We start from the raw sequence: 26,361 nt of genomic DNA on the forward strand, positions 1-26,361 counted from the left end.
CCTGAGAAAGCGGGCCGGATTCAGACGTCGAAGCGGAACCTGGACCGGCTCGCCGATGGCCTGCACCGACATGCCTGCGGTCCAGGTCAAGAGGTGTTGGTACCTCGCAGTACTGCCGGCTGCTTGCCAACCTTTGACGGAGGCGGAAGCTGGCGTGAGAACTTTCGCCCGCAGGCTCGACAGCGCGCCTTGGCGCTCATGGCTGAGCTATTGCACACGCCCGACGAGGAGGTAGGCAAAAAGGTCAAAGAACTCGAACCATCCTCAATGCCCGCACGTCGCCGACTACATGTTTCATCGAAGAGGCATTGACCTACGAGCCAACCGCGCTGTGAGCTGGGACTGGTGCCGGATCTGCACCCCTGTCTCGCCTTGAGCGCTGGCCCGTACACCTTCGACGCGCCCCACCAGTTCACCAGCTACAGGCAAGGAGGCCCCGGCCAACCCTGCTTAGCGGGCCCATCACGCCTTGTCACCCGGGCAGACGTCGTCACCAGTGATCGTCGTTGGCCACTCTGGATCGACATCCGGCGGCCTGGCGACGGCCTGGAGCTGGTCCTCGTCGACCCGCCGCAGCCGGTGCGCCCCGGCCCGCGCTGATCCCTCGCTTGCAAGCTCCCCGTCTCACCTCGGGCGAGTATGTCCAGCTTCACCCGTGCGGCCTTCGCCCCCGGGGTCAACGGGCGCGACCCGGCCATGCCTGACCAAGCAGGCTGACAAGTCACGACGCCGGGAACGCCCGCTGGACCGTGGTCATGCAGTGCGGAAAGACGCCGCTCTGCTCCTCCGTCACCTTGCCGTTGACCAGTATCCGGCAGGTCGCCCCGGTGGAGTCCGGGTCATGGATGACGTTGAGAATGATCGGCCCCTTCAGAGACTTGACGTCGATCCGCCGTGACCAGGGCGTCTTGATCATGCCAGAAGAGTCGCTCACGTCATGGATCTTGTTCCCGTCATCCGGGTACCGCCAGACAATGCCCTTTACCTGGCCGGCCCCTGAGGTGACTTCCAGCTCGATTTCACGAGCGTCCTCGCCACGCCCATCCTCGCCGCGCACGGCGAAGGTGAGCCAGACACCGAGCCCGACCAGGCACAGTGCGACGCCCACAGTGATGGGGATGGCGGCACGCCGGCGACGACGGCTGGCATCGGTGGGGTTGTTGATCACGGGGCAGATTAGCGCATGTCAGGCTCGTTCTGGTCATCCGTCACTAGGGCCGTGATGGCTGATCGTCCGGTGCGTCTCTCCCTCGCCGGCCAGCTGCTAGCGGTGCGCACAGGCCGACTCGTCCGTCGCCCACCAGGTCAGCCGCCTCTACGTGGCGGTTGACCTGCTCTTTTTCTGGGCAATGCTGGTCGTCGTCGGTCATCTCCGGTCGGCCCTCGGCGGCCCGAACGGCCCAGAAACGCCAAGCTGATCTTCCTGAGCTCCATCGCCGCTGTGGCGCTGTGCCGACTCTACGATCATGCGTATGGAAGGTCTCTTCGCCGTCGGGGCACTGCTCTGCGGCGGGTTCAGTTGTCTGCTGCTGCTGTGCATCGTCGCAGCGATGTGGGCGGCCGGGCAGCCTGAGAAGCGGAAGTGATGACGTCACCGCCTCAGACGTTGAAGCGGAACTCCACCACGTCGCCGTCCTGCATCACGTACTCCTTGCCTTCGATCCGGACCTTGCCGGCGGCCTTCGCCGCCGCCATCGATCCGGCCTCGACCAGGTCGTCGTAGGAGACAACCTCGGCCTTGATGAAGCCGCGCTGGAAGTCGCTGTGGATCACCCCGGCGGCCTCCGGCGCAGTCGCGCCGACCGGGACGGTCCAGGCCCGCGCCTCCTTGGGGCCGGCCGTCAGGTACGTCTGGAGCCCGAGCGTCCGGAAGCCGACCCGGACGAGCTGGTTCAGGCCGGGCTCGGACTGCCCGATCGACTCCAGCAGCTCGCGGGCCTCGTCCTCGGGCAGGTCGACCAGCTCGGACTCGATCTTGGCGTCCATGAAGATCGCCTCGGCGGGCGCGACCAGGCCGCGCAGCTCGTCGAGGAACTCGGCGTTGCCCAGCTCGGCCTCGTCGACGTTGAAGACGTAGAGGAACGGCTTGGTGGTGAGCAGGTGCAGCTCACGCAGGTGTTCCAGCTCGACCTTCGCGGCGGCGGCGCCCGCGTACAGGGTCACGCCGTTGTCGAGGACCTCGACCGCCTTCTTGGCTGCCTCGACGGCGGCGGCCCGGTCCTTGCGGAGCTTGGCCTCCTTCTCCAGCCGGGGCAGCGCCTTCTCCAGCGTCTGGATGTCGGCCAGGATCAGCTCGGTGTTGATCGTCTCGATGTCGTCGGCCGGGGAGACCTTGCCGTCGACGTGCACCACGTTCGGGTCGGAGAAGGCGCGCACCACCTGGCAGATCGCCGAGGCGTCGCGGATGTTGGCGAGGAACGCGTTGCCCCGGCCCTGCCCCTTGGACGCGCCGCGGACCAGGCCGGCGATGTCGACGAAGGAGACGGGCGCCGGCAGCACCTTCTGCGAGGAGAAGATCTCGGCCAGCTTGGCCAGCCGCTCGTCGGGCAGCCCGACCACGCCGACGTTCGGCTCGATGGTGGCGAACGGGTAGTTCGCGGCGAGCACGTCGTTCTTGGTCAGCGCGTTGAACAGGGTGCTCTTGCCCACGTTGGGCAGGCCGACGATGCCGATGGTGAGACTCACGACGAACCAGCTTACGCGGTTCGCCGCCCGCGCCGGGCAGGCAGGTCCGCGAAGCCTGTCACTCCGACAGCAGGCTCGGCTCGATCCGGGTCTCCCGGGCGGTGCCGTCCTCGGCGCGGACCAGCTCGTACGCGGCCACGCCCGGCCGGTCGGCCACCGCCTCGGCCAGCCGCGTGCCCCAATAGATCAGCCCGACGCCGTCGTCGGTGCAGTGGCTGGCCGGGAGCGTGCCGTCGGCGACCAGCTGGTGCATCAGCGGTCGCCGCTGTTCCTCGCTGTCGTAGTGCACGCCGTTGCCGTACGGGAGCCAGCCCAGCCCTTCGGTGAAGGGCCGCAGCGTCGGGCCGTAGCTGTCGGTCGCGCCGCCGGTGTGCCAGCAGATCGAGCCGGCGGAGACACCGCCGAGCACCACGCCTGCCTGCCAGCACTCGTGCAGGATCTCCGGCAGACCGTGCACCCGCCAGACCGCGCAGAGGTTGGCCACGCTGCCGCCGCCGACCCAGATGACGTCCTGCGCGAGCAGGTGGGCGCGGATGTCCTCGACGTTCGGCATCGGATAGAGCGCCAGGTGGGAGGCGCGGAACCGGGTGCCGGCGAAGGCGCCGTAGAAGACTGTGAACCCGGTCGGCTGGTCGCCGGTGGCCTGGCCGAGGTAGCAGACGCGCGGCGCGTCACCGGCCCCGGCCAGGTCGGCCATCAGGTCGAACAGGGCGCTGGGCCGGGCGTCCCAGGGGCCACGACGACGGCTGGCGAAACCCATGCTGGTGGCGACGATCGTCGGTTCAGAGGCGGGCACGGGCGTCCTTCCGGCCGATGACAGTGACGATCATTGTGCCGGACCGGAGGTGTCGGCCGCGGCGAGCAGCGTACGCAGCAGGTCGGCCAGCCGCTCCTGGTCGGCCGGGGGCAGCGCGTCGAGGATCCGCCGCTGCACCGCGAGCCCGGCCTCGGCGGACTCCTCGACCACCCGGCGACCGGTGTCGGTGAGTGTGACCCGCAGCGCCCGCCGGTCGGCCGGGTCCGGCGAGCGCCGTACCAGGCCGGCCCGTTCGAGGCGGTCGAGCCGCCCGGTCATGCCGCCCGAGGTGAGCATCAGCGAGGCGGCGAGCGCCTTCGGCGCCAGCGTGTACGGCTCACCGGAGCGGCGCAGCGCGGCGAGCACGTCGAACTCACCTCGGCCGATGCCCCAGGCCGCGTACACCTTCTCCTGGCCGTCGCCGACCAGCCGGGCGAGCCGGTAGATGCGGCCGAACACGGCCATCGGCTCGGGCCGCATGCCGGGTCGTTCCCGCCGCCACTGCTCGACGATCGCGTCCACCTCGTCGCCTGTCACGGCTGCCGATTGTGCCCCACGTCCCACTTCCCTTTTCGCTCGGGCCTGAGTAGCTTAGCCCTAAGATACTTAGAACTGAGGAAGCTGCTGTGAACTCTCGCTGGACCGACGTCGCGCTCACCGCCGCCGCCCCCGTCACCTGGGGCACCACCTACCTGGTGACCGCCGAACTCCTGCCCCCGGACCGGCCGCTCTGGGCCGGCGCGATCCGCGCCCTCCCGGCCGGTCTGCTGCTGCTCGCGCTGACCCGAAGGCGACCACACGGCCGCTGGTGGGGGCGGGCCGCCGCGCTCGGCGCGCTCAACATCGGGGTGTTCTTCCCGCTGCTCTTCCTCGCCGCGTACCGGCTGCCCGGCGGCACCGCCGCCGTGCTCGGCGCCGCCCAGCCGCTGCTGGTGGTGGTGCTGACGGTCGCGCTGCTCCGCGACCGCCCCACCCGGCCGGCGCTGGTCGCCGCCGTGGCCGCCCCGCTCGGCGTCGCCCTCGTGGTGCTGCGCCCCGGCGCCGGCCTCGACCCGCTCGGCGTCGCCGCCGGGCTCGCCGGGGCCGTGGCGATGGCCGCCGGGCTGGTGCTCACCCGCCGCTGGGGCCGGCCGCCCGGAGTGGGCGTCCTGGCAGCGACGAGCTGGCAGCTCGTCGCCGGTGGCCTGATGATCGTGCCGGTCGCCGCCGCCGTCGAGGGCGCGCCGCCCGTGCCCGACGGGCCGGCCCTTCTCGGGTACGCGTGGCTCGGGCTGGCCGGCACCGCGCTGGCGTACGTGCTGTGGTTCCGGGGCGCGGCGCGACTGCCGGTGTCCCGCGTGTCGGTGCTCGGCGCGTTGAGCCCGCTGACTGCGGCGACGCTCGGCTGGGCGGTGCTCGGTGAGGCGCTGGACCCGGTCCAGCTCGCCGGTTTCGCGGTGGCCGTGGCGGCGATGGTGCTCGCCCAGATGCCGGACCGGCCTCCTCGCCCGCGGCTGGGTGGCGACGCAGACCACCCGGCGATGGCGCTGGTCGGCGTTCGGGCGGGCGGCGGAGCGGTGGGCTGGTGGCGGCGCCGTCAGCCGGCCCGCAGCCGGCGCCAGTCGTCCGGCCACGCCTCGGCGGCGACACCCTCGGGCAGCGCACCGGCCGGCAGTTGCGCCGCGGCGGCCAGCGGCAGCGTGAACCGGTGCGCGGCGGCGGGCCCGGCCTCGTACGACCGGTCGAGCAGCCACCGCACCTCGTCGACGGTCCAGCCCAGGCCGGACCGGGCGGCGATCTCCCGGACCAGCCGCAGGCCGACGCGGGTGTCGTCGTCGTAGAAGCGCATGCACCAGTGGTGCGCCCACATGCCGAGCGCGCGCAGCCCGTCCGGGGCGAGCGAGCCGGCCAGCCGGCCGCAGGCGGTGTCGGGGAAGGGGCGGCCGGGGTCACCGGCCCGGTCGCGCTCGATCGCGCCGTACGCGGCCGGCGCCACCAACCTCATCCGCTCGTAGAAGCCCTGCACCACCGCGGCGTCCAACGGTGCCCGCCCCGATCGCATCAGCGGACACCCCGCCCGGCCACGCTCGCCATGCCCCGCACCTTTTCTTGAGTTGGTGGCGGGACCGTACCGACCACTTACGACACTTTCTCGGGTCCGCCGGGCATGATCCACACCATTCCGCCGAGGTGGCGGCATCCGGGAACCGGCGATACCGCCACCTCCCCGAGCTGACGCGACTGCCACACGTCATGTCCGAATACCGCCAGCCACGCCGGCGGGGCGGGGGGCAGGATCGGGGCATGGAGCTGGACTTTGAGCGGTGTTACCGGGCCGTCGACAGCCGCGATCCGCGGTTCGACGGCTGGTTCTACACCGGCGTGACGTCGACCGGGATCTACTGCCGGCCGTCCTGTCCGGCGATGACACCCAAGCGGCAGAATGTCCGCTTCTTCCCGTCGGCCGCCGCCGCGCAGGGGGCCGGGCTGCGGGCGTGCCGCCGGTGCCGGCCGGACGCGGCGCCGGGCTCCCCGCAGTGGGACGTCCGGGCCGACCTGGTCGGCCGCGCCATGCGGCTGATCGCCGACGGCGTGGTCGACCGCGACGGGGTGCCCGGGCTGGCCGGCCGGCTGGGCTACACCGAGCGGCACCTGCACCGGATGCTCCAGGCCGAGCTGGGCGCCGGCCCGCTGGCGCTGGCCCGGGCACAGCGCGCGCAGACCGCCCGGATCCTGATCGAGACCACCGGCCTCGGCCTGGCCGAGGTGGCCTTCGCCGCCGGGTTCGGCAGCGTCCGGCAGTTCAACGAGACGGTCCGTGAGGTCTACGGCGGCACCCCGTCCGAGCTGCGCGCCGGGCGACGCGGTCCGGCCTCGGCCACCGGCGCGGGCACGCTCTCGCTGCGGCTGGCATACCGGCCACCGCTGCACGCGGGCGCGCTGCTGGACTTCCTCGCGCTGCGCGCGCTGCCCGGCGTCGAGGTGGTCCGCGACGGCACCTACCACCGGGGGCTGCGCCTGCCGCACGGTCCCGGCACGGTGGCGCTGACCCCGTCCGACGGCCACATCGACGCCACGTTGCGGCTGGCCGACATGCGTGACCTGGCTCCCGCGGTGGCCCGCTGCCGCCGCCTGCTCGACCTGGACGCCGACCCGGTCGCGGTGGACGCCACCCTGGCCGCCGACCCGGCGCTGGCCCCGGCGGTCGTCGCCGAGCCGGGCGTCCGGCTTCCGCACGCGGTCGACGGCTTCGAGCTGGCCGTCCGCGCCGTCGTGACCCAGCAGGTCTCGCTGACCTCGGCGCGGACCACGCTCACCCGCCTGCTCTCCGCCGTCCGGTCGGCGAGCGGTTCGGGCACCGACGACCCGGCCGACGGCCTGGTGGCGTTCCCGGGTCCCGCCGACGTGCTCGCGGCGCCGGACCCGGCGTTCCGGATGCCGGCCGCCCGCCGGGAGACGATCCGGGCGCTGGCCCGCGCCGTCGCCGACGGGACGCTGGACCTGGAACCCGGGGGCGACCGGGAGGAGACGGTCCGGCTCCTGGCCGCGGTGCCCGGCGTCGGCCCGTGGACCACCGGCTACCTGGCCATGCGCGCACTCGGCGACCCCGACGTCGCCCTCACCACCGACCTGGGCGTACGCCGCGGCGCAACCGCGCTCGGCCTGCCCGACACCCCCAAGACCCTGCTCGCGTACGCCGAACGCTGGCGCCCCTGGCGGTCCTACGCGACGATCCGACTCTGGAGAGCAGCATGAGCACTGTGGACAGCACCGTCATCGACACACCGGTCGGCCCGTTGAGCGTGCTCGCCGGCCCCGACGGCGCGGTACGCGCGGCCGGCTTCACGCCCGACCCGGAGGCCCTGGCGCCGTTGACCCACCCGAGCCTCCGTGGTGACCTGCGGGAACGGGTCGACCTCGGTCCGGTCACCGCCGCCGTCCGGGCCTACCTGGACGGAGACCTCGCCGCGATCGACGCGATCCCGGTGGAGCAGCACAGCGGCGGGCTCTTCCTGACGCACGCCTGGCAGGTGCTGCGCGACATCAAGCCCGGCGACCCGGTCACCTACACCGGGTTCGCCGCACTGGCCGGACGCCCCGCCGCGGTCCGCGCCGCCGCGGCGGCATGCGCGCGCAACGCGGCAGCGCTCTTCGTGCCCTGTCACCGCGTGCTGCGCACCGACGGCACGCTCGGCGGCTACCGCTGGGGCCTGCCCGTGAAGAAGTGGCTTCTCGGGCATGAGGGACGGGTGACGGCTAGCTGACAGCGGAAACGTCACCCCCGGCGGCTACCGTCGGGTAGTGCCCGCGCCCAGCGACGGCAACCCCGCGGCGCAAGACGACGCCCGGTCCAAGCCGCTGCGCAACCTCTGGCGGCTGCGGCCCTACCTGCGCCCGTACGCGACGGAGTTCGCCTGGCTGCTGGTGGCGGCGCTCGCGGCCACCGCGGCGAGCCTCGCCGTTCCGCTGGTGGTGCAGCGGGTGGTCGACGGGCCGGTGGCCCGGCACGACGAGGCCGGGCTGCTGCGGCTCGGCGCCCTCGCGCTGCTGCTCGGGCTGGCCGAGGCGGTTCTCATCTTCATCCGCCGCTGGACCCAGTCGTCGTCCTCGGTGGGCATGGAGGCGGCCATCCGCGCCGACATCTACGCCCACCTGCAACGGCTCCCGGCCGGCTTCCACGACCGCTGGCAGTCCGGCCAGCTGCTGTCCCGGATCACCAGCGACCTCTCGGTGATCCGGCGGTTCCTCTCCTTCGGGCTGCTGTTCCTGGTCCTCAACCTGATCACCTACGTCGCCGTGGTGGTGCTGCTGATCCGGCTGCACCCCTGGCTGGGGTCGCTGGTCGCGGCCAGCGCCGTACCGCTGTTCCTGATCAGCCGCCGCTTCGCCCGGCACTACCACGCGGCGTCGCGCCGGATGCAGGACCAGCAGGGCGACGTGGCCACGCTCGTCGAGGAGACCGCGCAGGGGCTACGCACCATGCGGGCGTACGGGCGGGGGCCGGAACTGGCCGCACGGTTCGCCGTCGGCGCGCGCCGGTTGCACGACACCGGGATCGGCAAGGCGCGGCTGCTGGCCCGCACCTCGGCGCTGTTCGACCTGGTGCCCAACCTGACCCTCGGCGCGGTCCTGGTGACCGGCGCGGCGGCCGTCGCCGAGGGCGCGCTGTCCATCGGGGAGCTGGTCGCGTTCGTCAGCCTCCAGCTCATGCTGATCTGGCCGGTGCAGTCGCTCGGCTGGATCATCGCCAACGGCCAGGAGGCCGCCACCGCCGCCGACCGGATCCAGGAGGTCCTCGACACCCGCCCGACGATCGTGGACGCGCCGCACGCCCGGTCGCTGGAGCGCGCCGACGTACGCGGCCGGCTCCGCTTCGAGGGGGTCACCTTTCGCTACCCGGGCACCTCGGCGCCGGTGCTGCACGACCTGGACCTGACCGTCGAGCCGGGCGAGACGATGGCGCTCGTCGGCGTCACCGGCTGCGGCAAGAGCACGCTGCTGTCGCTCGTCCCCCGGCTGCACGAGGTGACCGGCGGCCGGATCACCGTCGACGGGCGCGACGTGCGTGACCTGCGGCTCGGCTCGCTGCGACGGCTGGTCGGGGTGGCGTTCGAGGAGCCGACCCTGTTCTCCATGTCGGTCTGGGAGAACCTGACGCTGGGGCGGCCGGAGGCGGGCGAGGAGGAGGTCCGGGCGGCGCTGGCGCTGGCGCAGGCGGACTTCGCGTACGAGTTGCCCTGGGGGCTGGCCACCCGGGTCGGTGAACAGGGGCTGTCGCTGTCCGGCGGGCAGCGGCAGCGCCTCGCGCTGGCCCGCGCGGTGCTCGGGCAGCCCGCACTGCTGGTGCTCGACGATCCGCTCTCCGCGCTCGACGTGCACACCGAGGCGCTCGTGGAGGCGGCGCTGCGCCGGGTGCTGCGGGAGAGCCGCACCACGGCCCTGCTGGTGGCGCACCGCCCCTCCACAGTGGCGCTGGCGGACCGGGTGGCGCTGCTGGACGGCGGCCGGATCGTCGCCGTCGGCACCCACTCGGAGATGCTGGCCCGGGTGCCGGCGTACCGGGCGGTGCTCTCCGCCGAGCCGGAGCGCCGTTCCGGCGGCGTCGGTCTGGTGCGCTCGTGACCGGCGGCGCGCCGCGGGTGCCCCGGCCCCGCGACGCGCCGCGCGACACCGGCGCGCGCACCGCCGGGCACGGGCAGGCGCACGGCGCAGCCGGCCCACGCCACGACGACGCGAACCGCACCGGCGGACGCGACGACCTGTCCCGCTGGCGCGGCCGGGCCACCGACCCGGACGCCGACCGCAGCCGCGCCGAGGACTCCTCACCGGCGGCGGTGGCCCGGCTCCGCGCCCGCAGCCGGCTCCTGCTGCGGCAACTGCTGCGGCCGCACCGGCGTGCGCTCGGGCTGGCGGTGGCGCTGCTGCTGGCCCAGAACGCCGCCGCGATGTCCGGCCCGTACCTGGTCATGCTCGGCATCGACCGGGGCATCGGGCCACTGCGGGCCGGTGATCCCGGCCCGCTGATCGCTGTCGCCGCCGCGTTCGTGGTGGCGACAGCCGTCGAGTACGCGGCCCGGCGCGCGTTCCTCACCCTCGCCGCCCGGATCGGCCAGGCCGTCCTGCTGGACCTGCGCCGACGGGTGTACGGGCACTTCCTCCGCCTCGACGTCGGTTTCCACGAGCGCTACACCTCCGGGCGGATGGTGTCCCGGCTGACGAGCGACCTGGAGTCGATCGCCGAACTGGTCGACGGCGGCATCGACAAGCTGGTGATGGCCGGGCTGTCGGTGCTGTCGGTGGCGGGCATCCTGCTCTGGCTGGACCTGCCGCTGGCGGCGGTGACGCTGCTCGCGTTCCCGTTCCTGTTCCTGCTGTCACGCTGGTTCGCGCGCGCGTCGGCGGGCGCGTACCGGCGTACCCGGGAGGCGGTGGCGCTGGTCATCGTGCACTTCGTGGAGTCGCTGCGCGGGATCCGGGCGGTGCAGGCGTACCGGCGGGAGGAGCGCAACGAGCGCATCTTCGCCGCCGTGAACGACGACTACCGGCGCTCCAGCCTGCGCGCGTTCCGGCTGATCGCGATCTACTCGCCGGGCATCCGGCTGATCGGCAACCTGACCACGGCGGTGGTGCTCGGGTACGGCGGCTGGCGGGTGCTGGGCGGCGGCGTCGAGGTGGGCGTGCTCGCCGCGTTCCTGCTCTACCTGCGCCGGTTCTTCGAGCCGATGGAGGAGTTGAGCCAGTTCTACAACGCGCTCCAGTCGGCGACCGCCGCGTTGGAGAAGCTGGCCGGGGTGCTGGACGAGCGCCCGGCGGTGGCCGAACCGGCGGACCCGGTGCCGCTGCCGGCCGGGCCGCCGCGCGGGGCGGTGACGTTCCGCGCCGTCGACTTCGGCTACCGGCGGCAGACGCCGATCCTGTCCGGCCTGGACCTGGTCGTGCCGCCCGGGCAGACGGTGGCGCTGATCGGGCCGACCGGCGCTGGGAAGTCCACTGTCGCGAAGCTGCTGGCCCGGTTCCACGACCCGGACGCGGGCGCTGTCGACCTGGACGGGGTGAACCTGCGTGACCTGGCCGACGCCGAACTGCGCCGGGCGGTGGTGCTGGTGACCCAGGAGACCCACCTGTTCAGCGGCTCCGTGGCCGACAACATCAGGTTCGGGCGGCCGGACGCGGACGACGAGGCGGTGGTCGCGGCGGCGCGGGCGATCGGCGCGCACGACTTCATCGCCGCGCTGCCCGACGGGTACGCCACGGACGTGCACCGGCGCGGCGGGCGGCTGTCCGCCGGTCAGCGGCAGCTCGTCGCGTTCGCCCGGGCGTTCCTCGCCGACCCGCGGGTGCTGATCCTGGACGAGGCGACCTCGTCGCTGGACGTGCCGACCGAGCGGTTGGTGCAGCGGGCCCTGCACAACGTGCTGCGCGACCGTACCGCCTTGGTGATCGCCCATCGTCTCTCCACCGTGGAGACGGCGGACCGGGTGCTGGTGCTCGACGACGGCCGGATCGTGGAGGACGGCCCACCGGCCGAGCTGATCGCCGCCGACGGCCGCTACGCCGCCCTGCACCGCCAGTGGCGCGACTCGCTCCTCTAGCTCGCTCCTCCGACCCTCGTTGATCTTGCACTTGCGGCCCGAGGGATGCCCGAAAAGCGGCTTGTGCCGGGGCGGCAAGCGCAAGATCGGCGAGGACGCGCGGGGTGGGGAAAGTCGTGGAGTGCGGCAACCGGGCTGCCTACCATCGGACGATGACCGACACGACGATCAGCGCCCGCGGCGGCGTCCCCGAGCGTCCGAGCCTGGACGGCATCGAGGAGACCTGGGCCCGCCGCTGGCAGTCCGACGGCACGTACGCGTTCGACCGTACGAAGGAGCGGTCGGACGTATACGCGATCGACACTCCCCCGCCGACCGTGTCGGGCGAACTGCACATGGGGCACGTGTTCTCGTACACGCACACCGACACGGTGGCCCGGTTCCAGCGGATGCGCGGGCGCACGGTCTTCTACCCGATGGGCTGGGACGACAACGGGCTGCCCACCGAACGCCGGGTGCAGAACGTGTACGGCGTGCGTCCCGACCCGGCGCTGCCATACGACAGCAACTGGCGGCCGCCGTCCGCGCCGGTGGACGACACGGCCCGGAAGAACCCGACGGCGATCTCCCGGCGCAACTTCATCGAGCTGTGCGAACTGCTCACCGTCGAGGACGAGAAGGCGTTCGAGGCGCTGTGGCGGCGGCTCGGGCTGTCGGTGGACTGGTCGCTGACGTACACCACGATCGGGTCGGCGGCCCGCGCCGCGAGCCAGCGCGCGTTCCTGCGCAATCTGGCGCGGGGCGAGGCGTACCAGGCCGAGGCGCCGACGCTGTGGGACGTCGGGTACGGCACCGCCGTGGCGCAGGCGGAACTGGAGGACCGGGAGCGGCCCGGCGCGTACCACCGGCTGCGGTTCACCGGGCCGGACGGCCGCGAGGTGCTGATCGACACCACCCGCCCGGAGCTGCTGCCGGCCTGCGTGGCGCTGGTCTGCCACCCCGACGACGAGCGGTACGCGGACCTGGTCGGCGCGTCCGCGCGTACCCCGGTGTTCGGGGTCGAGGTGCCGGTGCGCGCGCATCCGCTGGCGGACCCGGCCAAGGGCACGGGCATCGCGATGGTCTGCACGTTCGGTGACCTGACCGACGTGACCTGGTGGCGTGAGCTGCGGCTGGACACCCGGGTGGTGATCGGCCGGGACGGGCGGCTGCTGCCGGAGCCGCCGGCCGGCGTGCCGGCGGCGCCCTACGCGGCGCTGGCCGGGCAGACGGTGAACGGCGCCCGGCGGACGCTGGTGGAGCTGCTGGCCGACGCGGGTGATCTGGTCGGCGAGCCGCGCCCGATCACGCACCCGGTGAAGTTCTACGAGCGCGGCGACCGGCCGCTGGAGATCGTCTCGACCCGGCAGTGGTATCTGCGCAACGGCGGCCGGGACGCCGGCCTGCGCGAGGAGCTGCTGGCCCGGGGTCGGGAGCTGCGCTGGGTGCCGGAGCACATGCGGCACCGCTACGAACACTGGGTGGGCGGCCTCACCGGTGACTGGCTGGTCAGCCGGCAGCGGTTCTTCGGCGTGCCGGTGCCGGTGTGGTACCGGCTCGACGACACTGGCGAGCCGGACTGGACCCACCCTCTCACACCGGACGAGGCGACGCTCCCGATCGACCCGAGCAGCGAACCGCCGCCCGGATACGAGGAGTCGCAGCGCGGCGTGCCGGGCGGTTTCACCGGCGACCCGGACGTGCTGGACACCTGGGCCACCTCGTCGCTGACCCCGCAGATCGTCGGCGGCTGGGAGACCGACCCGGACCTGTTCGCCAGGGTCTTCCCGATGGACCTGCGCCCGCAGGGGCACGACATCATCCGGACCTGGCTGTTCGCCACCGTCGCCCGGTCCCACCTGGAGCACGGTGCGCTGCCCTGGCACACCGCTGTGCTCTCCGGCTGGATCCTCGACCCGGACCGCAAGAAGATGTCGAAGTCCAAGGGCAACGTGGTCACGCCGATGGCGCTGCTGGAACAGAACGGCTCCGACGCGGTCCGCTACTGGGCCGCCAACGGCAAGCCGGGCATGGACCTCGCCTTCGACCCGGCCCAGGTCAAGGTGGGCCGGCGGCTGGCCACCAAGCTGCTCAACGCGTCGCGGTTCGCGCTCGGGCTGGGCGCCGCCGACGCGCTGCGGGCCGCGGCGACCCAACCGCTGGACACCGCGATGCTCGCCGAACTGTCCGGCGTGGTCGCGACCGCGACCACCGCCTTCGACGGGTACGACCACACGGCCGCCCTGATGGCCACCGAGGCGTTCTTCTGGCGGTTCTGCGACGACTACATCGAGTTGGTGAAGGAGCGCGCCTACGGCACCGGGCCGGCGGCCGACTCGGCCCGGGCGGCGCTGGCGACCGCGTTGTCGGTGCAGTTGCGCCTGTTCGCGCCGGTGCTGCCGTTCGTCACCGAGGAGGTCTGGTCGTGGTGGCGGTACGGCTCGGTGCACCGCTCGCCGTGGCCGACCACGTACGAGGTGGGCCGCGCGACGCAGGCGCCGGGTGACCCGGAACTGCTGCGACTGGCCGCGGACGCGCTGGGTCAGGTGCGCCGCGCCAAGTCGGAACGGAAGCTGTCGATGAAGGCGGACGTGCCGCTGGCCGAGGCGCTCGGACCGGCGGCTGTGCTGGACCAGCTCGGCACGGTCGCCGACGACCTGCGCGCGGCGGGCCGGATCGCGAAGCTGGACCTGCTGCCGGATCGCACCACCGAGCTGGTCATCGCCTGCGCGTTCTGAGCGCCGCCGGCGATGTAAGGAAGGGCCCCTTCTTAACGCCTGGCGTTGTAGAAGGGGCCCTTCTTAACACCCCGAAGGGCCGGCCGGACCGGCCCGCGGCGGTGCATTCCTCAGTCGACGGCGCAGGTGGCCTTGAGCTTGTCCCGGGCGGCGGTGAGATCCGCCCTGCTCGGCGCCTTGCCCGGCGCCTTGGCCCAGGCGTCGGCGAGGTCGGTCATCTCGGTCGCGACGCCCTTCACCGCGCTGTTCACCTCGTCGCTGTTGGTGAAGGCGTGCGTGTAGAGCGTGGCCGCGCCCGCCGAGTACTGCGCGCTGACCGCCGAGTGACCGGCCGGCGGGCCGATCTTCTCCGCCTCGGCCACCTCCTTCAGGGCGGCCGTGATGTCCTTCTCCGCCGTCGTGCAGGTCTTCCGGGTGGCCTCGTCGAGGCCCACCGGGGCCGGCGTCACCGGCGGCACGGACGTGGCGGCCGGGGCGGAGGGCGCCGCCGACCCGGCCGAGGGGGTGTCCTCGTCGTCGCCGCAGCCGGACATGACGATCATCGCCACCGCGGCCGGAGCGAGCAGGGCGAAGCGAGCTGAACGCACAGTGTTCTCCCCGTGTCGGTGTTCGTAGCCGCCGCAAACTAGCAGACCGGACACGGCAGGGCGGAACCCGTTTTCCGTCGCGAACGCCGGAAAACGGGTCCCGCCCTCCGGGCTCAGCTCGTCTCGCCGGCCACGCTGAACGAGCGCAGGCGGTCGATCGCCAGCACGGTGAACCCGACCGCCACCAGCGCGGTGAGCACCGCCGCGACCGGCACCGAGACACTGGTGCCGAGCAGCGGCGTCGGCGCCATCCGGTCGGCCAGGGCGATCACCCACTGCTGGATCGACAGCACCCGGGTGCCGCTGACGAACCGGCCCAGCAGGCCTTCCCAGATCAGCACGTAGACCAGGCCGAGCAGCACCGGCCGCCGGGTCACCAGGCTCAGCGCCAGGAACAGCGCCGAGTACGCCAGCGCGCCCGCCGCCGAGGCGACGACCAGGGCGAGTCCGAGGCGTACCGAATCGGCGAGCACGCCCGCGACGTAGATCGGGACACCGACGGTGACCGCCGTGACGCCGGCCGCGACCGCCAGCTTCGGCAGCACGATCTGCCAGCGCGGCAGCGGCTTGGTGAGGATGTGCACGACGGTGCCGTCGTCGATCTCCGCGCCGAGCACGCCCGTGCCCACGATCAGCGCCACCACCGGCAGCACCACCGCCAGGCCGAGACCGACGAGCACCGGCGGGCCCCACTGGCCGGGGTCGACGCCGAGCGACCGGCAGAGCACCGCCAGGCCGATCAGGATCAGCGGCAACGGCAGCAGCATGAGGAACCGGCTCCGGCCGAACAGGCCGCGCGCGGTGATCCAGGTGACTGTCGACATCATGCCTCCACCAGATACGAGAAGACGCTCTCCAGCGACTCGTCCTCCGGCAGGAGCTGCCGGACCCGGATGCCGTGCCGGAGCGCGATCCGGGGCAGGGCCCGGGTGAACGCGCCGTAGTCGCCGGCCTTGACGGTCAGGCCGGTGCGGCCCAGCTCGACGCCGGAGACCGACGCCTCGGCCATCAGCGCCACCGCCAGGGCGCGGTCGTCGGTGGAGCGGACCGCGAACACGTGCGGCCGGTTGGTCATCAGGCGGCGGATGGTCCGGTAGTCGCCGGAGGCGGCCAGCCGGCCGGCGACCATCACCTGGACGGTGCCGGAGACCTGCTCGACCTCCTCCAGGATGTGCGAGCTGAACAGGATGGTCCGTCCCGCGTCGCCGAGCCGGTGCAGCAGCGCCATCATGTGCAGCCGCTGGCGCGGGTCCATCCCGTTGAACGGCTCGTCGAGCAGCAGCACCTGCGGGTCGTGCACCAGCGCGGCGGCGACCCGGGTGCGCTGCCGCATGCCCTTGGAGTAGGTGCCGATCCGGCGGGTCTGCGCGTCCTCCATCTCGACCAGCTCGATCGCCCGCTTCGTGGCGGCCTCCGGGTCGGGCAGCCGGTGCAGCTTCGCGCTGGCCAGCACGAACTCGTACGCGCTGAGGAACGTGTGCACCGCCTCGCGCTCGCTGACCAGGCCGAGCCGCCGGTAGACGCCGGGGTTGCGCCAGGTCGGCTCCCCGTCCAGCGTCACGGTGCCGCGCGACGGCGACAGGAAGCCCGCCATCATGTGCAGCAGCGTGGTCTTGCCGGCGCCGTTGGGGCCGAGCAGGCCGGTCACGCCGGGGCCGAGCCGCATGGTGACGTCGTTGACCGCCACCACGTTGCCGTACCAGCGGGAGACACCGGCCAGGTCGAGCGTGCTCGTCGCGGCGGCGGGCGCGCCGGCCGTCGACTGGGTGCTGATCGCCGTCATCGGGCGGCCACCTTCCGGTATCGCAGGAGCAGCAGGCTGACGCAGGCGGCGACCAGCAGCACGGCGACCGCGGCGTAGACCGGCCCGAAGTCGCCGATCGGCATGCCGCCCCGTCCCTGGGTCAGCCGGTCGCCGAGCGCCCAGTTGCCCACGCCGCCGACGAGCGTCGGCGGGGAGGCGACGAAGGCCAGCTCGTTGATCGTCCGCGAGGGCAGGATGGACAGCACGCCGACGACCGGCGTGGTCATCAGGAAGACCGCCACGATGCCGCCGGCCGCGAACGCGCGCTTGCCGGTCAGCGAGGCGACGAGCAGCGCGATCGAGGCGAACACCACCGCCCAGAGCCCGGCGTAGAGCAGCCCGGGCAGCAGGTCGAGCAGTTCGTCCCACACCCCGCGTACGCCCCGGTTCGTGGTGAACGCGGCGCCGAGGAACATCACCAGCTGCGGGCCGCCGAGCAGCAGCCACAGCGCGGTGACAAGCGCCAGCAGCTTGGACAGCGCGTAGTCGCCGCGCGGCAGCGGCCGGGAGAAGTACAGCGGCAGCACGCCGCTGCGCAGGTCGCGGGAGACCAGCTCGGGCGCGGCCACCGCGGCGAAGAAGATGACCAGCCAGCTCATCGCGTCGGCGAACTGGGCGTACGTCATCACCACCTCGCCGATCTGGCTGCGCACCGCGGTGACCCCGGCGGCCACCACGGTCACCACGGAGACGACCAGCCACGGGAAGATCTTGGCCTTGGCGCTGCGGCCCAGCCCGAAGACGGTACGCACGCCGTGCAGGTAGAGCGCGCCGAAGACCTGCCGGCGGCCGAGCCGCGGGCCGGTGTAGCGCTGGTAGCCGATGTCGTGGATGACCCCGGTCGCGTCAGACATGGCTGGGCTCCCTCGCGGCGAAGAGTTCGGCCACCCGGTGCCGCCGCTGGTCCAGCCGGTGCAGCGGCAGGTCCAGCTCGGCGACCGCGCCGAGGATCTGGTCGTAGGTGGCGTCGTCGGCGAGCGGGACGAGCAGCAGCCGCCCGTCGCGGGTCACCGGCAGGTCGAGCGCGGCGAGCCGGGCGGCCAGCTCGTCGGTGCCCTCGCTCACCTCGACGGCGAGCACGTCGGTGGCGGTGGTCATGGCGGACACCCGGTCGGCGCGCAGCAGCCGGCCGCCGTCGATGGCGACGAGCGTGTCGCAGATCCGCTCCACCTCGCCGAGCAGGTGCGAGCAGACCACCACCGAGATGCCGAACTCGGTGCCGATCCGGTGGATCAGCGCGAGCATGGCGTCCCGGCCGGCCGGGTCGAGGCCGTTCGTCGGCTCGTCGAGCAGCAGCAGATCGGGATCGTGTACGAGCGCCTGGGCGAGCTTGACCCGCTGCTTCATGCCGGTGGAGTAGCCACCGACGGCCCGGTGCCGCTCCTCGTGCAGGCCGACGTGGCGCAGCGCCTCGGAGGCCCGTTCCCGGGCGACGGTGCGCGGCAGTCCGCTGATCCGGCCCAGGTGGGTGACCAGCTCGGCGGCGGACAGGTCGGGCGGGAGGGCGTCGTGCTCGGGCATGTATCCGACCCGGGCGCGGACCGCGGCCGGGTCGGTGGTCGGGTCGAGGCCGAGCACCTGTACCCGGCCGCTGGTCGGCGGGAGCAGACCCAGCAGGATCTTGATCAGAGTGGACTTGCCGGCGCCGTTCGCGCCCACCAGCCCGATGATCCCCGGCTCGACCGATACGGTGAGGTCGGTCAACGCGGTGACCCGGCCTCCGTACGTCTTGGTCAGCGACTCGGTCGCGAGCAGTGTCACGCCGTTCAGCGTAGAACTCCGGGGCCGCGCCGGAGCCCGTCCTGACCCGGGCGATCCCCTGATCCCTCGGCTCCGGGCCCCCTAGGTGACCGACGGGGTAGCGGCGTCGCGGGGAAGCTGCCACCGTGTGAGGCGACTCGACGGGGGGCGTCATGAGCGACGGTACGGACCGGCCGGCGGTGAGCGTGGTGGTGCCCACGTACAACTGCGGGGCCCACCTCGATCCGCTCGTCGCGTCGCTGTCGCGGCAGGGGCTGCCGCCCGGCGGGTACGAGGTGATCTTCGCCGACGACGGGTCGACCGACGGGACGCCGCAGCGCCTGGACGAGCTGGCCGCTGCCGACCCGCACGTGCGGGTGCTGCGCCTGCCGCACTCGGGCTGGCCGTCGCGCCCGCGCAACCAGGGGCTGGAGCAGGCACGCGGCGAGTACGTCTTCTTCGCCGACGACGACGACTGGTTCGGCGACGAGGCGCTGGCCCGCCTGCACTCCTGCGCCCGGGCACACGACGCGGACATCGTCGTCGGACGGATGATCGGGCACCGGCGGGGCGTACCGCGGGAGCTGTTCCGGGAGAACCGGTTCGACGCCACCCTGGCGAACGCGCCGCTGGCCGACAGCATGACCTGTCACAAGCTGTTCCGGCGGTCCTTCCTCGACCGGCACGGGCTGCGCTTCCCGGAGGGCCACCCGCGACGCCTGGAGGACCACCGGCTGATGGCGGCGGCCTACCTGCTCGCCGAACGGATCTGCGTGCTGGCCGACCACCCCTGCTACCACCACGCCCGCCGCGAGGACGCGGGCAACGTCACCGCCACCCGGATGGACCCGGCGGAGTACTACGCGGCGCTGCGGGCCGCGATGGACATCGTGGACGCCCACCGCCCACCGGCCGCGGCCCGCCTGCGGCTGCACCGGCGCTGGCTGCGCAAGGAGATGCTGAACCGGCTGCGCGGGCAGGCGCTGCTGAGCGCGCCGGAGCCCTGGGCCGGGCAGGTGGCGGACGAGGTGGGGCAGCTCGTGAAGGAGCGTGTCGCACCCGAGGCGATCGCCGGGGTGCCGCCGATGTACCAGGTGATCGCGCATCTCGCCGCGCAGGGGCGGATGGCCGACCTGCGCCGGCTGGCGGAGTGGGACGTGAGTGTCCGGGCGCACGCCGCCGTCGACCGGTGGCAGGTGGAGGGACGGACGCTGACCGTCGCCGTCTCCGCCCACCTGCGCGCCGGGGACGAGCCGCTGCGCTTCGACGACCGAGGGCTGCCGGTGCTCCCGGTGGCCGAGGCCGCGCCGGACGGTGTCGTGATGCGGGCCGGCGGGGCGAGGACCGACGTGGTGATCCGCCGCCGGGAGACCCGGGAGGAGTTCTTCCTGCCGGTCGACGCCACCACCGAGCCGGCCGCCGACGGCCGGGTCTGTCACCGCAGCACCGCCACCGTCGACTTCGCGGCGCTCGACGGCGGCCGGACCCGGGGCACCTGGGAGGTCCGGGCCCGGGTGATCCAGGCCGGGTGGGCGCTGGACGCGAACCTGCCGCTCGTGGTGCGCTGCGCGGCCGACGGCGGGCCGCCCCGGGTGGAGGATCCGCGCCGGCTCCGCGCCCGGATCCGGCGGGCGGTCCGGCGGATCCGGGATCGCGCGCTCGGCCGGACGGCGCGCGCCGGCAGCCGTTCGCACGATCGACCGGCGGCGGCCCGGCGGTAAGGATTCGAAGACCCCGGTTCGTCCTCGGCACGATCGCCGGAACGCGCGATTACCGGGAGGCCGGGTGGCGCTCTCGACCGATCGCCGGTGGGCTGCGAAACTGTGTGCCGGCCGGTGAGTTGGGGGTTCGATGAGCAACGGGTGGCTGCTGCCCGAGGACGTTCTGCGGGATGCGCCGTCGTACGCGCCCAGACCCGCTGAGCTGGCCGATCTCCAGTTGTTGCTGAGCGGGGCGTACGCGCCGCTCACCGGTTTCATGAGCCGGGCCGACCTGACCGCGCTGAGCCGGCGCGGCCGGCTGGCCGACGGCACCCCGTGGCCGGTGCCGGTGACGCTCCAGGTGCCGGCCGCGCTGGCCGACGGGCTCGACCCGGCGGACCCGGCCCGCCGGGCGGTGGTGCTCACCGACGGCGAGGGCGCGCCGGTCGCGGCGATGGACGTGACGGACGTCTGGCCGGGCCGCGAGGGCCTGGTGGGCGTCGGTGGCACGGTGCGCCGCCTGGGCGACGGCGGCCACGGACCGTTCCAGCGCCTGCGGCGCGGCCCCGACGAGGTACGCGGCCTGCTGCCGCCGGGCCGGGTGCTCGGGGTCTTCGCCGACCGTCCGCTGCACCGCCCGCAACTGGCGCAGATCGCGCACGCGGCCCGCACGCTCGGCGCGCACCTGCTGGTGCTGATCCCGGTGGGCGAGGGGTCGACCGGTGGCCTGCCGTCCGAGGCGCTGGTGCGTACCGTGTTCGCCGCCCGCGACCGGATGCCCCCGGCGACGCTGGTGGCGGTGCCGCTGGCCCGCCGGCGTGACGAGATCAGCGACGCGCTGCTGCGGGCCCGGGTCGCCGCCGCGTACGGCGTGACCCACCTGCTCTCCACCGAGGGCATGCTCTCCGGCGCCGGCCTGCGTGTGCTGGTGCCCCGCGAGCTGGCCTACGACAACCGGGACGGGCAGTGGCGCTGGCGGGAGGACATCCCGCCGCGCAACCGCCGGCTGGCGCTGAGCGTGGAGGAGATCGACGACCTGCTGGACCGGGGCTTCCCGCTGCCCGAGTGGCACACCCCGCCGGCGGTGGCGAAGGAACTGGTCCGGGCCCGCCCGCCGCGGCGGTACCGGGGACTGGTGATCTTCCTGACCGGGCTGTCCGGCTCGGGCAAGTCGACGATCGCCCGGGGCCTGGCCGACGTGCTCCGTGAGCAGGGCGACCGCACGATCACGCTGCTCGACGGCGACGTGGTGCGGCGGGAGCTGTCCGCCGGGCTCGGGTTCAGCAAGTCCGACCGGGATCTCAACGTGCGCCGGATCGGCTGGGTGGCCGCCGAGATCGCCCGGCACCGCGGGGTCGGCATCTGCTGCCCGATCGCGCCGTACGCGGCGGCCCGCGCCACCGCGCGGGAGATGGCCGAGGCGGCCGGCGCGGGCTTCCTGCTGGTCCACGTGGCGACGCCGCTTGAGGTCTGTGAGCAGCGCGACCGCAAGGGCCTGTACGCCCGCGCCCGGGCCGGCCTGCTCACCGGGATGACCGGCATCGACGACCCGTACGAGGAGCCCACCGACGCCGATCTCGTGGTGGACACCTCGGACATCAGCGTCGAGGAGGCCATCGGGAAGGTGATGGAACACCTCACCGAGACCGGCTGGGTGGAGCCCCGCCTCCAGCCCGCCTGACCTTTCGGCCGCCGGACGCGTCCGGCCTGCGAGCACCTCGACCGCCGTCGTCCGGCCTTACGGACGACGGCGGTTTCGCATCGCCCCTCGTTGCGCGGTAGTGTTCGCCTTTGTTGGAACACGTTCGACCGCGTGAGCATCGCGGTCGGTGACGCTCGGAGGTGGGCCGGAATGCTGGCGCGGCAGCGGCAGACGGCGATCCTGGAACGACTGCGTCTCGCCGGCGGCGTCCGGGTCACCGAACTGGCCGCCGAGTTCGGCGTGTCCGACATGACCATCCGCCGCGACCTGGACACGCTGCACGAGCAGGGCCTGCTCGCCAAGGTGCACGGCGGCGCGACGCCCGCCGGTCCCGGCTCGACCGACGAGCCCGGCTTCCGCGCCAAGGCCGACCGCCAGTCCGCCGAGAAGGCGGCGATCGCCGACCACGCCGCAGGGCTGGTCCGGCCCGGCGCCGCCATCGCCCTCTCCGCCGGCACCACCACCGCCGAGCTGGCCCGGCGACTTGTCGACGTGCCCGGCCTCACGGTGGTCACCAACTCGCTGCCGGTGGCGGAGGCGCTGCACGTCGGCGGCCGGCCCGACCAGACAGTGGTGCTCACCGGCGGGGTACGCACGCCGTCGGACGCGCTCGTCGGGCCGCTCGCCGTGGCCGCGATCGCCGCGCTCCACCTGGACGTGCTCTTTCTCGGCGTGCACGGCATCAGCGAACGGGCCGGGTTCACCACGCCCAATCTGATGGAGGCGGACACGAACCGGGCGCTCGTGGCCGCCGCGGACCGGCTCGTGGTGCTGGCCGACCACACCAAGTGGGGCACCGTCGGCATCTCGTCGATAGTGCCGCTGGACGCGGCGGACGTGCTGGTCACCGACGACCGGTTGACGCCCGAGGCACGACGGGTACTCGACGACAGGGTGGGCGAGCTGGTGACGGTGCCCGCGCAGAGGGGGGCGCAGTGAAGCGTACGCAGATCGCGCTGGCCGACGGCCGCGAGCTGATCTACTTCGACGAGCGGGACGACGCGGTCCGGGACCAGCCGGACCGGCGGGACCTGCCCCCTCCCCCACCCGCCTCGCAGCTGCGGTACGACCCGCTGACCGACGAGTGGGTGGCGGTGGCGGTGCACCGGCAGACCCGCACGTTCCTGCCCCCGGCCGACCAGTGCCCGCTGTGCCCGTCCCGAGGTGACCGGCACAGCGAGATCCCGGCGCCCGACTATGACGTCGTCGTGTTCGAGAACCGGTTCCCGTCACTGAGCCAGCGGGTCGCCGACGAACCGGCCGAGATCACGCCGTTCACCCCGGTACGGCCCGGCCTCGGCAGGTGCGAGGTGGTCTGCTTCACCGACGACCACAACGCCTCGTTCGCCCGGCTCTCCCCGCACCGGGTGCGGACCGTGCTGGACGCGCTCGCCGACCGCACCGAAGCGCTGAGCGCGCTGCCCGGCGTGGAGCAGGTCTTCCCGTTCGAGAACCGGGGCGTGGAGATCGGGGTGACGCTTCACCACCCGCACGGGCAGATCTACGCGTACCCGTTCGTCACGCCGCGCACCCGCGACATGCTGGCCGCCGCCCGGCGGCACGCCGAGCGCACCGGCGGCAACCTGTACGCCGACGTGCTGGCCGCCGAACGCGCCTCCGGGGAACGGGTGGTGACGAGCAACGAGCACTGGACCGCGTACGTCCCGGCGGCGGCGCGCTGGCCGTTCGAGGTGCACGTGGCGCCGCACCGGCCGGTGCCGGACATCCCGGCGCTCGACGACGCCGAGCGGGACGCGTTCGGGCCGCTATACCTGGACCTGCTGCGTCGCTTCGACGGGCTGTTCGACCTGCCGATGCCGTACATCGCGGCCTGGCACCAGGCGCCGGTACGGATCGACAGGGAGCTGGGCCACCTGCACCTGCAGCTGTTCAGCATCCGGCGGGCCAAGGACAAGCTGAAGTACCTGGCCGGGTCGGAGTCCGGCATGGGCGTGTTCATCAACGACATCGCCCCCGAGCGAGCCGCCGAGCTGCTGCGCGCCGCATGAAAGGAAGGGCCCCTTGTTAACGCCTGCGGTAGAGAAAGGGCCCCTTCTTAACAACCGCGGCCCGGGCGCGGGGGCGCGGGGGGCCCGGGACAGGACCCCCCGCAGGGAAGGGACGGCTGGCTGCGCTCAGCAGCCTCGAAGGTCGGCCAGCCGGCGCGCGGCGACGGCCCACCTTCACGGACGCGACTGGCATCTCGTCCACCCTGTCAACGAGAACGCACCGAGCGAGGTCACGCCGCCCCGATGGCCCTGAGGTGTTAAAAAGGGCCCCTTCTACAACGCGAGGCGTTAAGAAGGGGCCCTTCCTTACACGTCAGGCGGCGAGCTTGCGCGCCAGGTTCTCGTCGAGCGCGTTCATGAACTCGTCGGTGGTCAGCCACGGGGCGTCCCGCGAGATGAGCAGCGCGAGGTCCTTGGTCATCTGGCCGCCCTCGACGGTGTCCACGATGACCTTCTCCAGCGTGTTCGCGAACTCGGTGACCGCCGGGGTGCCGTCCAGCTTGCCCCGGTGGGCCAGGCCCCGGGTCCAGGCGTAGATCGAGGCGATCGGGTTGGTCGAGGTCTTCTCGCCCTTCTGGTACTGCCGGTAGTGCCGGGTGACGGTGCCGTGGGCGGCCTCGGCCTCGACGGTGCGGCCGTCCGGGGAGAGCAGCACCGAGGTCATCAGGCCGAGCGAGCCGAAGCCCTGCGCGACGGTGTCGGACTGCACGTCACCGTCGTAGTTCTTGCAGGCCCAGACGTACCCGCCCTCCCACTTGAGCGCGGCGGCGACCATGTCGTCGATCAGCCGGTGCTCGTAGGTGAGGCCGGCGGCCTCGAACTCGGCCTTGAACTCGTTCTCGAACACCTCGGCGAAGATGTCCTTGAACCGGCCGTCGTACGCCTTGAGGATGGTGTTCTTGGTGGACATGTAGACCGGGTAGTTGCGGTCCAGGCCGTACCGGAACGAGGCGCGGGCGAAGTCCCGGATCGACTCGTCGTAGTTGTACATGCCCATGGCGATGCCGCCGCCGGGGAAGTTGGCGACCTCCATCTCCATCGGGGTGCCGCCGTCGGCCGGGGTGTAGGTGATGGTCACCGTGCCCGGGCCGGGGACGACGAAGTCGGTGGCCTTGTACTGGTCGCCGTGCGCGTGCCGGCCGATGATGATCGGCTTGGTCCAGCCCGGGACGAGCCGCGGCACGTTCGACATGATGATCGGCTCGCGGAAGACCACGCCGCCGAGGATGTTGCGGATGGTGCCGTTCGGCGACCGCCACATCTTCTTCAGGCCGAACTCCTCCACCCGGGCCTCGTCCGGGGTGATGGTGGCGCACTTGACGCCGACGCCGTGCTCCTTGATGGCGTTGGCGGCGTCGACGGTGACCTGGTCGTCGGTGGCGTCACGGTGCTGGATCGACAGGTCGTAGTAGTGCAGGTCGACGTCGAGGTAGGGCAGGATCAGCTGCTCCCGGATCTGCTTCCAGATGATCCGGGTCATCTCGTCGCCGTCGATCTCCACGACCGGGTTGTTTACCTTGATCTTCGCCATCGGCCGGCGCTCCTCTCGGGGGACACGTGCTCAAGCAGTACGAGCGTACTGGAAACTGGCCGGCAGTCCCCAGGCGGCCCGGGTGGGCCGCCGGAAAAGCGGGCTGCGCCGTACCGCGACCCGCTGGCATCATCGTGCGATGCCGCGCAGCCGCACCCTCGGGTCTATCACGGTCACCGCGCTGTCCGACGGCGAGGGGCCCTTCTTCCAGCCCCGCGGCGAGGCGTTTCCCGGCGCCACCCAGGCGCACTGGGCGGCTGCCGACCGGCTCGACCCGGGCGCCGTCACCGCCGACGGCCGGTGGTGGCTGCGGTTCCGCGCGTTCGCGGTGCGGACCGGCGACGGGCCGGTCACGCTCGTCGACGCCGGCATCGGCCCGGCCGACTCGCTCGCCGCGAGCTGGGCGCCGGTCCCCGGCCGGCTGCCGGCCGAGCTGGCCGCCGCCGGGATCGATCCGGCCGACGTCCGCACCGTGGTCCTCACCCACCTGCACACCGACCACGTGGGCTGGGCCGGCGCGCTGTTCCCGAACGCGGACCACCTGGTACAGCGCGCCGAGCTGGACGCGCTGGATCTGTTCCACCCGGAACTGCCGGCCCGGCTCCTGGGGCCGTTGCGCGCCGCCGGCCGCCTGCGGGTGGTCGACGGCGAGACGCCCCTCACCCCGGGGGTACGGCTGCTGCACACCCCAGGCCACACGCCGGGTCACCAGTCGGTGCTCATCGAGGCGGACGACGAGCGCCTCCTGATCACCGGCGACCTGCTCGTGCACGCGATCCAGTTGGTCGCCCCGGAGCTGGCGTACGCCCACGAGGTGGACCCGGACGAAGCCCGCCACTCCCGCACGACCCTGCTGGCAACCCTCTCCCCCGCCACCCTGGCCACTCCCCACCTGACCGCTCCCTTCACCCCCCACCCCCGACCGGCTCGATCATGAGGTTGGCGGCGGAATTGGAGATCGAATACGCCGTCAACTTCATGATCGACGGGGAGGGCGGGGAGAACTGGGAGGGCGGGG

Annotated in this window: 21 protein-coding genes and 1 pseudogene; 11 read left to right on the forward strand and 11 right to left on the reverse strand. The window is 73.1% G+C overall.

Annotated elements, in window-relative coordinates; genetic code table 11:
- Nucleotides 1–721 precede the first annotated feature (721 nt).
- From J3R08_RS26880 to J3R08_RS26895, 4 genes are all read right to left on the reverse strand, one after another.
- Nucleotides 722–1,168 carry an MmpS family transport accessory protein gene (locus J3R08_RS26880; protein ID WP_158629848.1) on the reverse strand — a complete coding sequence of 149 codons (447 nt, stop codon included), beginning with the start codon at nt 1,166–1,168 and terminating at the stop codon, nt 722–724.
- A gap of 431 nt (nt 1,169–1,599) precedes the next feature.
- Nucleotides 1,600–2,685, reverse strand: coding sequence for a redox-regulated ATPase YchF (gene ychF / locus J3R08_RS26885; protein ID WP_043328395.1), 1,086 nt, complete (start codon nt 2,683–2,685; stop codon nt 1,600–1,602).
- A 58-nt stretch (nt 2,686–2,743) separates the two neighbouring features.
- On the reverse strand, nt 2,744–3,481 hold the full coding sequence (locus tag J3R08_RS26890; protein ID WP_209963175.1) for a peptidase E: 738 nt from the start codon (nt 3,479–3,481) through the stop codon (nt 2,744–2,746).
- 30 nt (nt 3,482–3,511) lie between these two features.
- Nucleotides 3,512–4,018 (reverse strand): MarR family winged helix-turn-helix transcriptional regulator, encoded by a 507-nt coding sequence (locus J3R08_RS26895; RefSeq protein WP_043328390.1) that lies wholly within the window; start codon nt 4,016–4,018, stop codon nt 3,512–3,514.
- A 158-nt stretch (nt 4,019–4,176) separates the two neighbouring features.
- Between J3R08_RS26895 and J3R08_RS32260 the strand changes: the two are divergent.
- Nucleotides 4,177–4,881, forward strand: a pseudogene (locus J3R08_RS32260) (EamA family transporter); the annotation flags it as partial.
- Between the two features lie 176 nt (nt 4,882–5,057).
- On the opposite strand, the gene J3R08_RS32265 reads toward J3R08_RS32260, so the two are convergent.
- Nucleotides 5,058–5,522, reverse strand: a complete 465-nt coding sequence (locus J3R08_RS32265; RefSeq protein ID WP_245254817.1) for a hypothetical protein — start codon at nt 5,520–5,522, stop codon at nt 5,058–5,060.
- A gap of 242 nt (nt 5,523–5,764) precedes the next feature.
- Between J3R08_RS32265 and J3R08_RS26905 the strand changes: the two genes are divergently transcribed.
- From J3R08_RS26905 to valS, 5 genes are all read left to right on the forward strand, one after another.
- Nucleotides 5,765–7,216, forward strand: a complete 1,452-nt coding sequence (locus tag J3R08_RS26905; protein ID WP_043328388.1) for an AlkA N-terminal domain-containing protein — start codon at nt 5,765–5,767, stop codon at nt 7,214–7,216.
- Complete coding sequence (locus J3R08_RS26910) at nt 7,213–7,725, forward strand: methylated-DNA--[protein]-cysteine S-methyltransferase (RefSeq protein WP_209963182.1); 513 nt, start codon at nt 7,213–7,215, stop codon at nt 7,723–7,725. The genes J3R08_RS26905 and J3R08_RS26910 overlap by 4 nt, the downstream gene beginning before the upstream one ends.
- A 37-nt stretch (nt 7,726–7,762) precedes the next feature.
- Nucleotides 7,763–9,583 carry an ABC transporter ATP-binding protein gene (locus J3R08_RS26915; protein WP_209963184.1) on the forward strand — a complete coding sequence of 607 codons (1,821 nt, stop codon included), beginning with the start codon at nt 7,763–7,765 and terminating at the stop codon, nt 9,581–9,583.
- A 137-nt stretch (nt 9,584–9,720) separates the two neighbouring features.
- Nucleotides 9,721–11,553: an ABC transporter ATP-binding protein gene (locus J3R08_RS26920; RefSeq protein ID WP_245255684.1), complete on the forward strand. Its 1,833-nt coding sequence runs from the start codon at nt 9,721–9,723 to the stop codon at nt 11,551–11,553.
- Nucleotides 11,554–11,705: 152 nt separating this feature from the next.
- On the forward strand, nt 11,706–14,270 hold the full coding sequence (valS, locus tag J3R08_RS26925) for a valine--tRNA ligase (protein ID WP_209963186.1): 2,565 nt from the start codon (nt 11,706–11,708) through the stop codon (nt 14,268–14,270).
- 110 nt (nt 14,271–14,380) lie between these two features.
- On the opposite strand, the gene J3R08_RS26930 is transcribed toward valS, so the two are convergent.
- From J3R08_RS26930 to J3R08_RS26950, 5 genes are all read right to left on the reverse strand, one after another.
- On the reverse strand, nt 14,381–14,818 hold the full coding sequence (locus tag J3R08_RS26930; protein ID WP_209964456.1) for a hypothetical protein: 438 nt from the start codon (nt 14,816–14,818) through the stop codon (nt 14,381–14,383).
- 152 nt (nt 14,819–14,970) lie between these two features.
- Nucleotides 14,971–15,681, reverse strand: a complete 711-nt coding sequence (locus J3R08_RS26935) for an ABC transporter permease (RefSeq protein WP_043328383.1) — start codon at nt 15,679–15,681, stop codon at nt 14,971–14,973.
- Nucleotides 15,681–16,640 (reverse strand): ABC transporter ATP-binding protein, encoded by a 960-nt coding sequence (locus J3R08_RS26940; protein WP_064448850.1) that lies wholly within the window; start codon nt 16,638–16,640, stop codon nt 15,681–15,683. The genes J3R08_RS26935 and J3R08_RS26940 overlap by 1 nt, the downstream gene beginning before the upstream one ends.
- Nucleotides 16,637–17,515 carry an ABC transporter permease gene (locus J3R08_RS26945; RefSeq protein WP_043328381.1) on the reverse strand — a complete coding sequence of 293 codons (879 nt, stop codon included), beginning with the start codon at nt 17,513–17,515 and terminating at the stop codon, nt 16,637–16,639. Before J3R08_RS26945 ends, J3R08_RS26940 begins: the two co-directional genes overlap by 4 nt.
- Nucleotides 17,508–18,422: an ABC transporter ATP-binding protein gene (locus tag J3R08_RS26950; RefSeq protein WP_043328380.1), complete on the reverse strand. Its 915-nt coding sequence runs from the start codon at nt 18,420–18,422 to the stop codon at nt 17,508–17,510. The genes J3R08_RS26945 and J3R08_RS26950 overlap by 8 nt, the downstream gene beginning before the upstream one ends.
- A 152-nt stretch (nt 18,423–18,574) precedes the next feature.
- Between J3R08_RS26950 and J3R08_RS26955 the strand changes: the two genes are divergently transcribed.
- The 4 genes from J3R08_RS26955 (at nt 18,575) to galT (ending at nt 23,812) form a co-directional block, all read left to right on the forward strand.
- Complete coding sequence (locus J3R08_RS26955; protein ID WP_084789606.1) at nt 18,575–20,122, forward strand: glycosyltransferase family 2 protein; 1,548 nt, start codon at nt 18,575–18,577, stop codon at nt 20,120–20,122.
- A 130-nt stretch (nt 20,123–20,252) separates the two neighbouring features.
- A complete protein-coding gene (gene cysC / locus J3R08_RS26960) occupies nt 20,253–21,782 on the forward strand; it encodes an adenylyl-sulfate kinase (protein WP_209963189.1) in 1,530 nt (509 codons plus the stop codon).
- Nucleotides 21,783–21,953: 171 nt separating this feature from the next.
- Entirely contained in the window at nt 21,954–22,742 is a 789-nt protein-coding gene (locus tag J3R08_RS26965) for a DeoR/GlpR family DNA-binding transcription regulator (protein ID WP_209964459.1), read from the forward strand.
- Nucleotides 22,739–23,812, forward strand: a complete 1,074-nt coding sequence (gene galT / locus J3R08_RS26970) for a galactose-1-phosphate uridylyltransferase (protein ID WP_209963192.1) — start codon at nt 22,739–22,741, stop codon at nt 23,810–23,812. The genes J3R08_RS26965 and galT overlap by 4 nt, the downstream gene beginning before the upstream one ends.
- Before the next feature lie 313 nt (nt 23,813–24,125).
- Here the strand turns inward: galT and J3R08_RS26975 are convergent, their stop codons facing one another.
- A complete protein-coding gene (locus tag J3R08_RS26975) occupies nt 24,126–25,343 on the reverse strand; it encodes an NADP-dependent isocitrate dehydrogenase (protein ID WP_174535075.1) in 1,218 nt (405 codons plus the stop codon).
- Nucleotides 25,344–25,482: 139 nt separating this feature from the next.
- Here J3R08_RS26975 and J3R08_RS26980 point away from each other — a divergent pair, with 139 nt between their 5' ends.
- Nucleotides 25,483–26,280 carry an MBL fold metallo-hydrolase gene (locus J3R08_RS26980; protein ID WP_209963194.1) on the forward strand — a complete coding sequence of 266 codons (798 nt, stop codon included), beginning with the start codon at nt 25,483–25,485 and terminating at the stop codon, nt 26,278–26,280.
- Nucleotides 26,281–26,361: the final 81 nt, after the last annotated feature.

Origin of the sequence: Micromonospora sp. HB375, from assembly GCF_017872985.1 — a bacterium.
Classification (GTDB): domain Bacteria; phylum Actinomycetota; class Actinomycetes; order Mycobacteriales; family Micromonosporaceae; genus Micromonospora; species Micromonospora chalcea.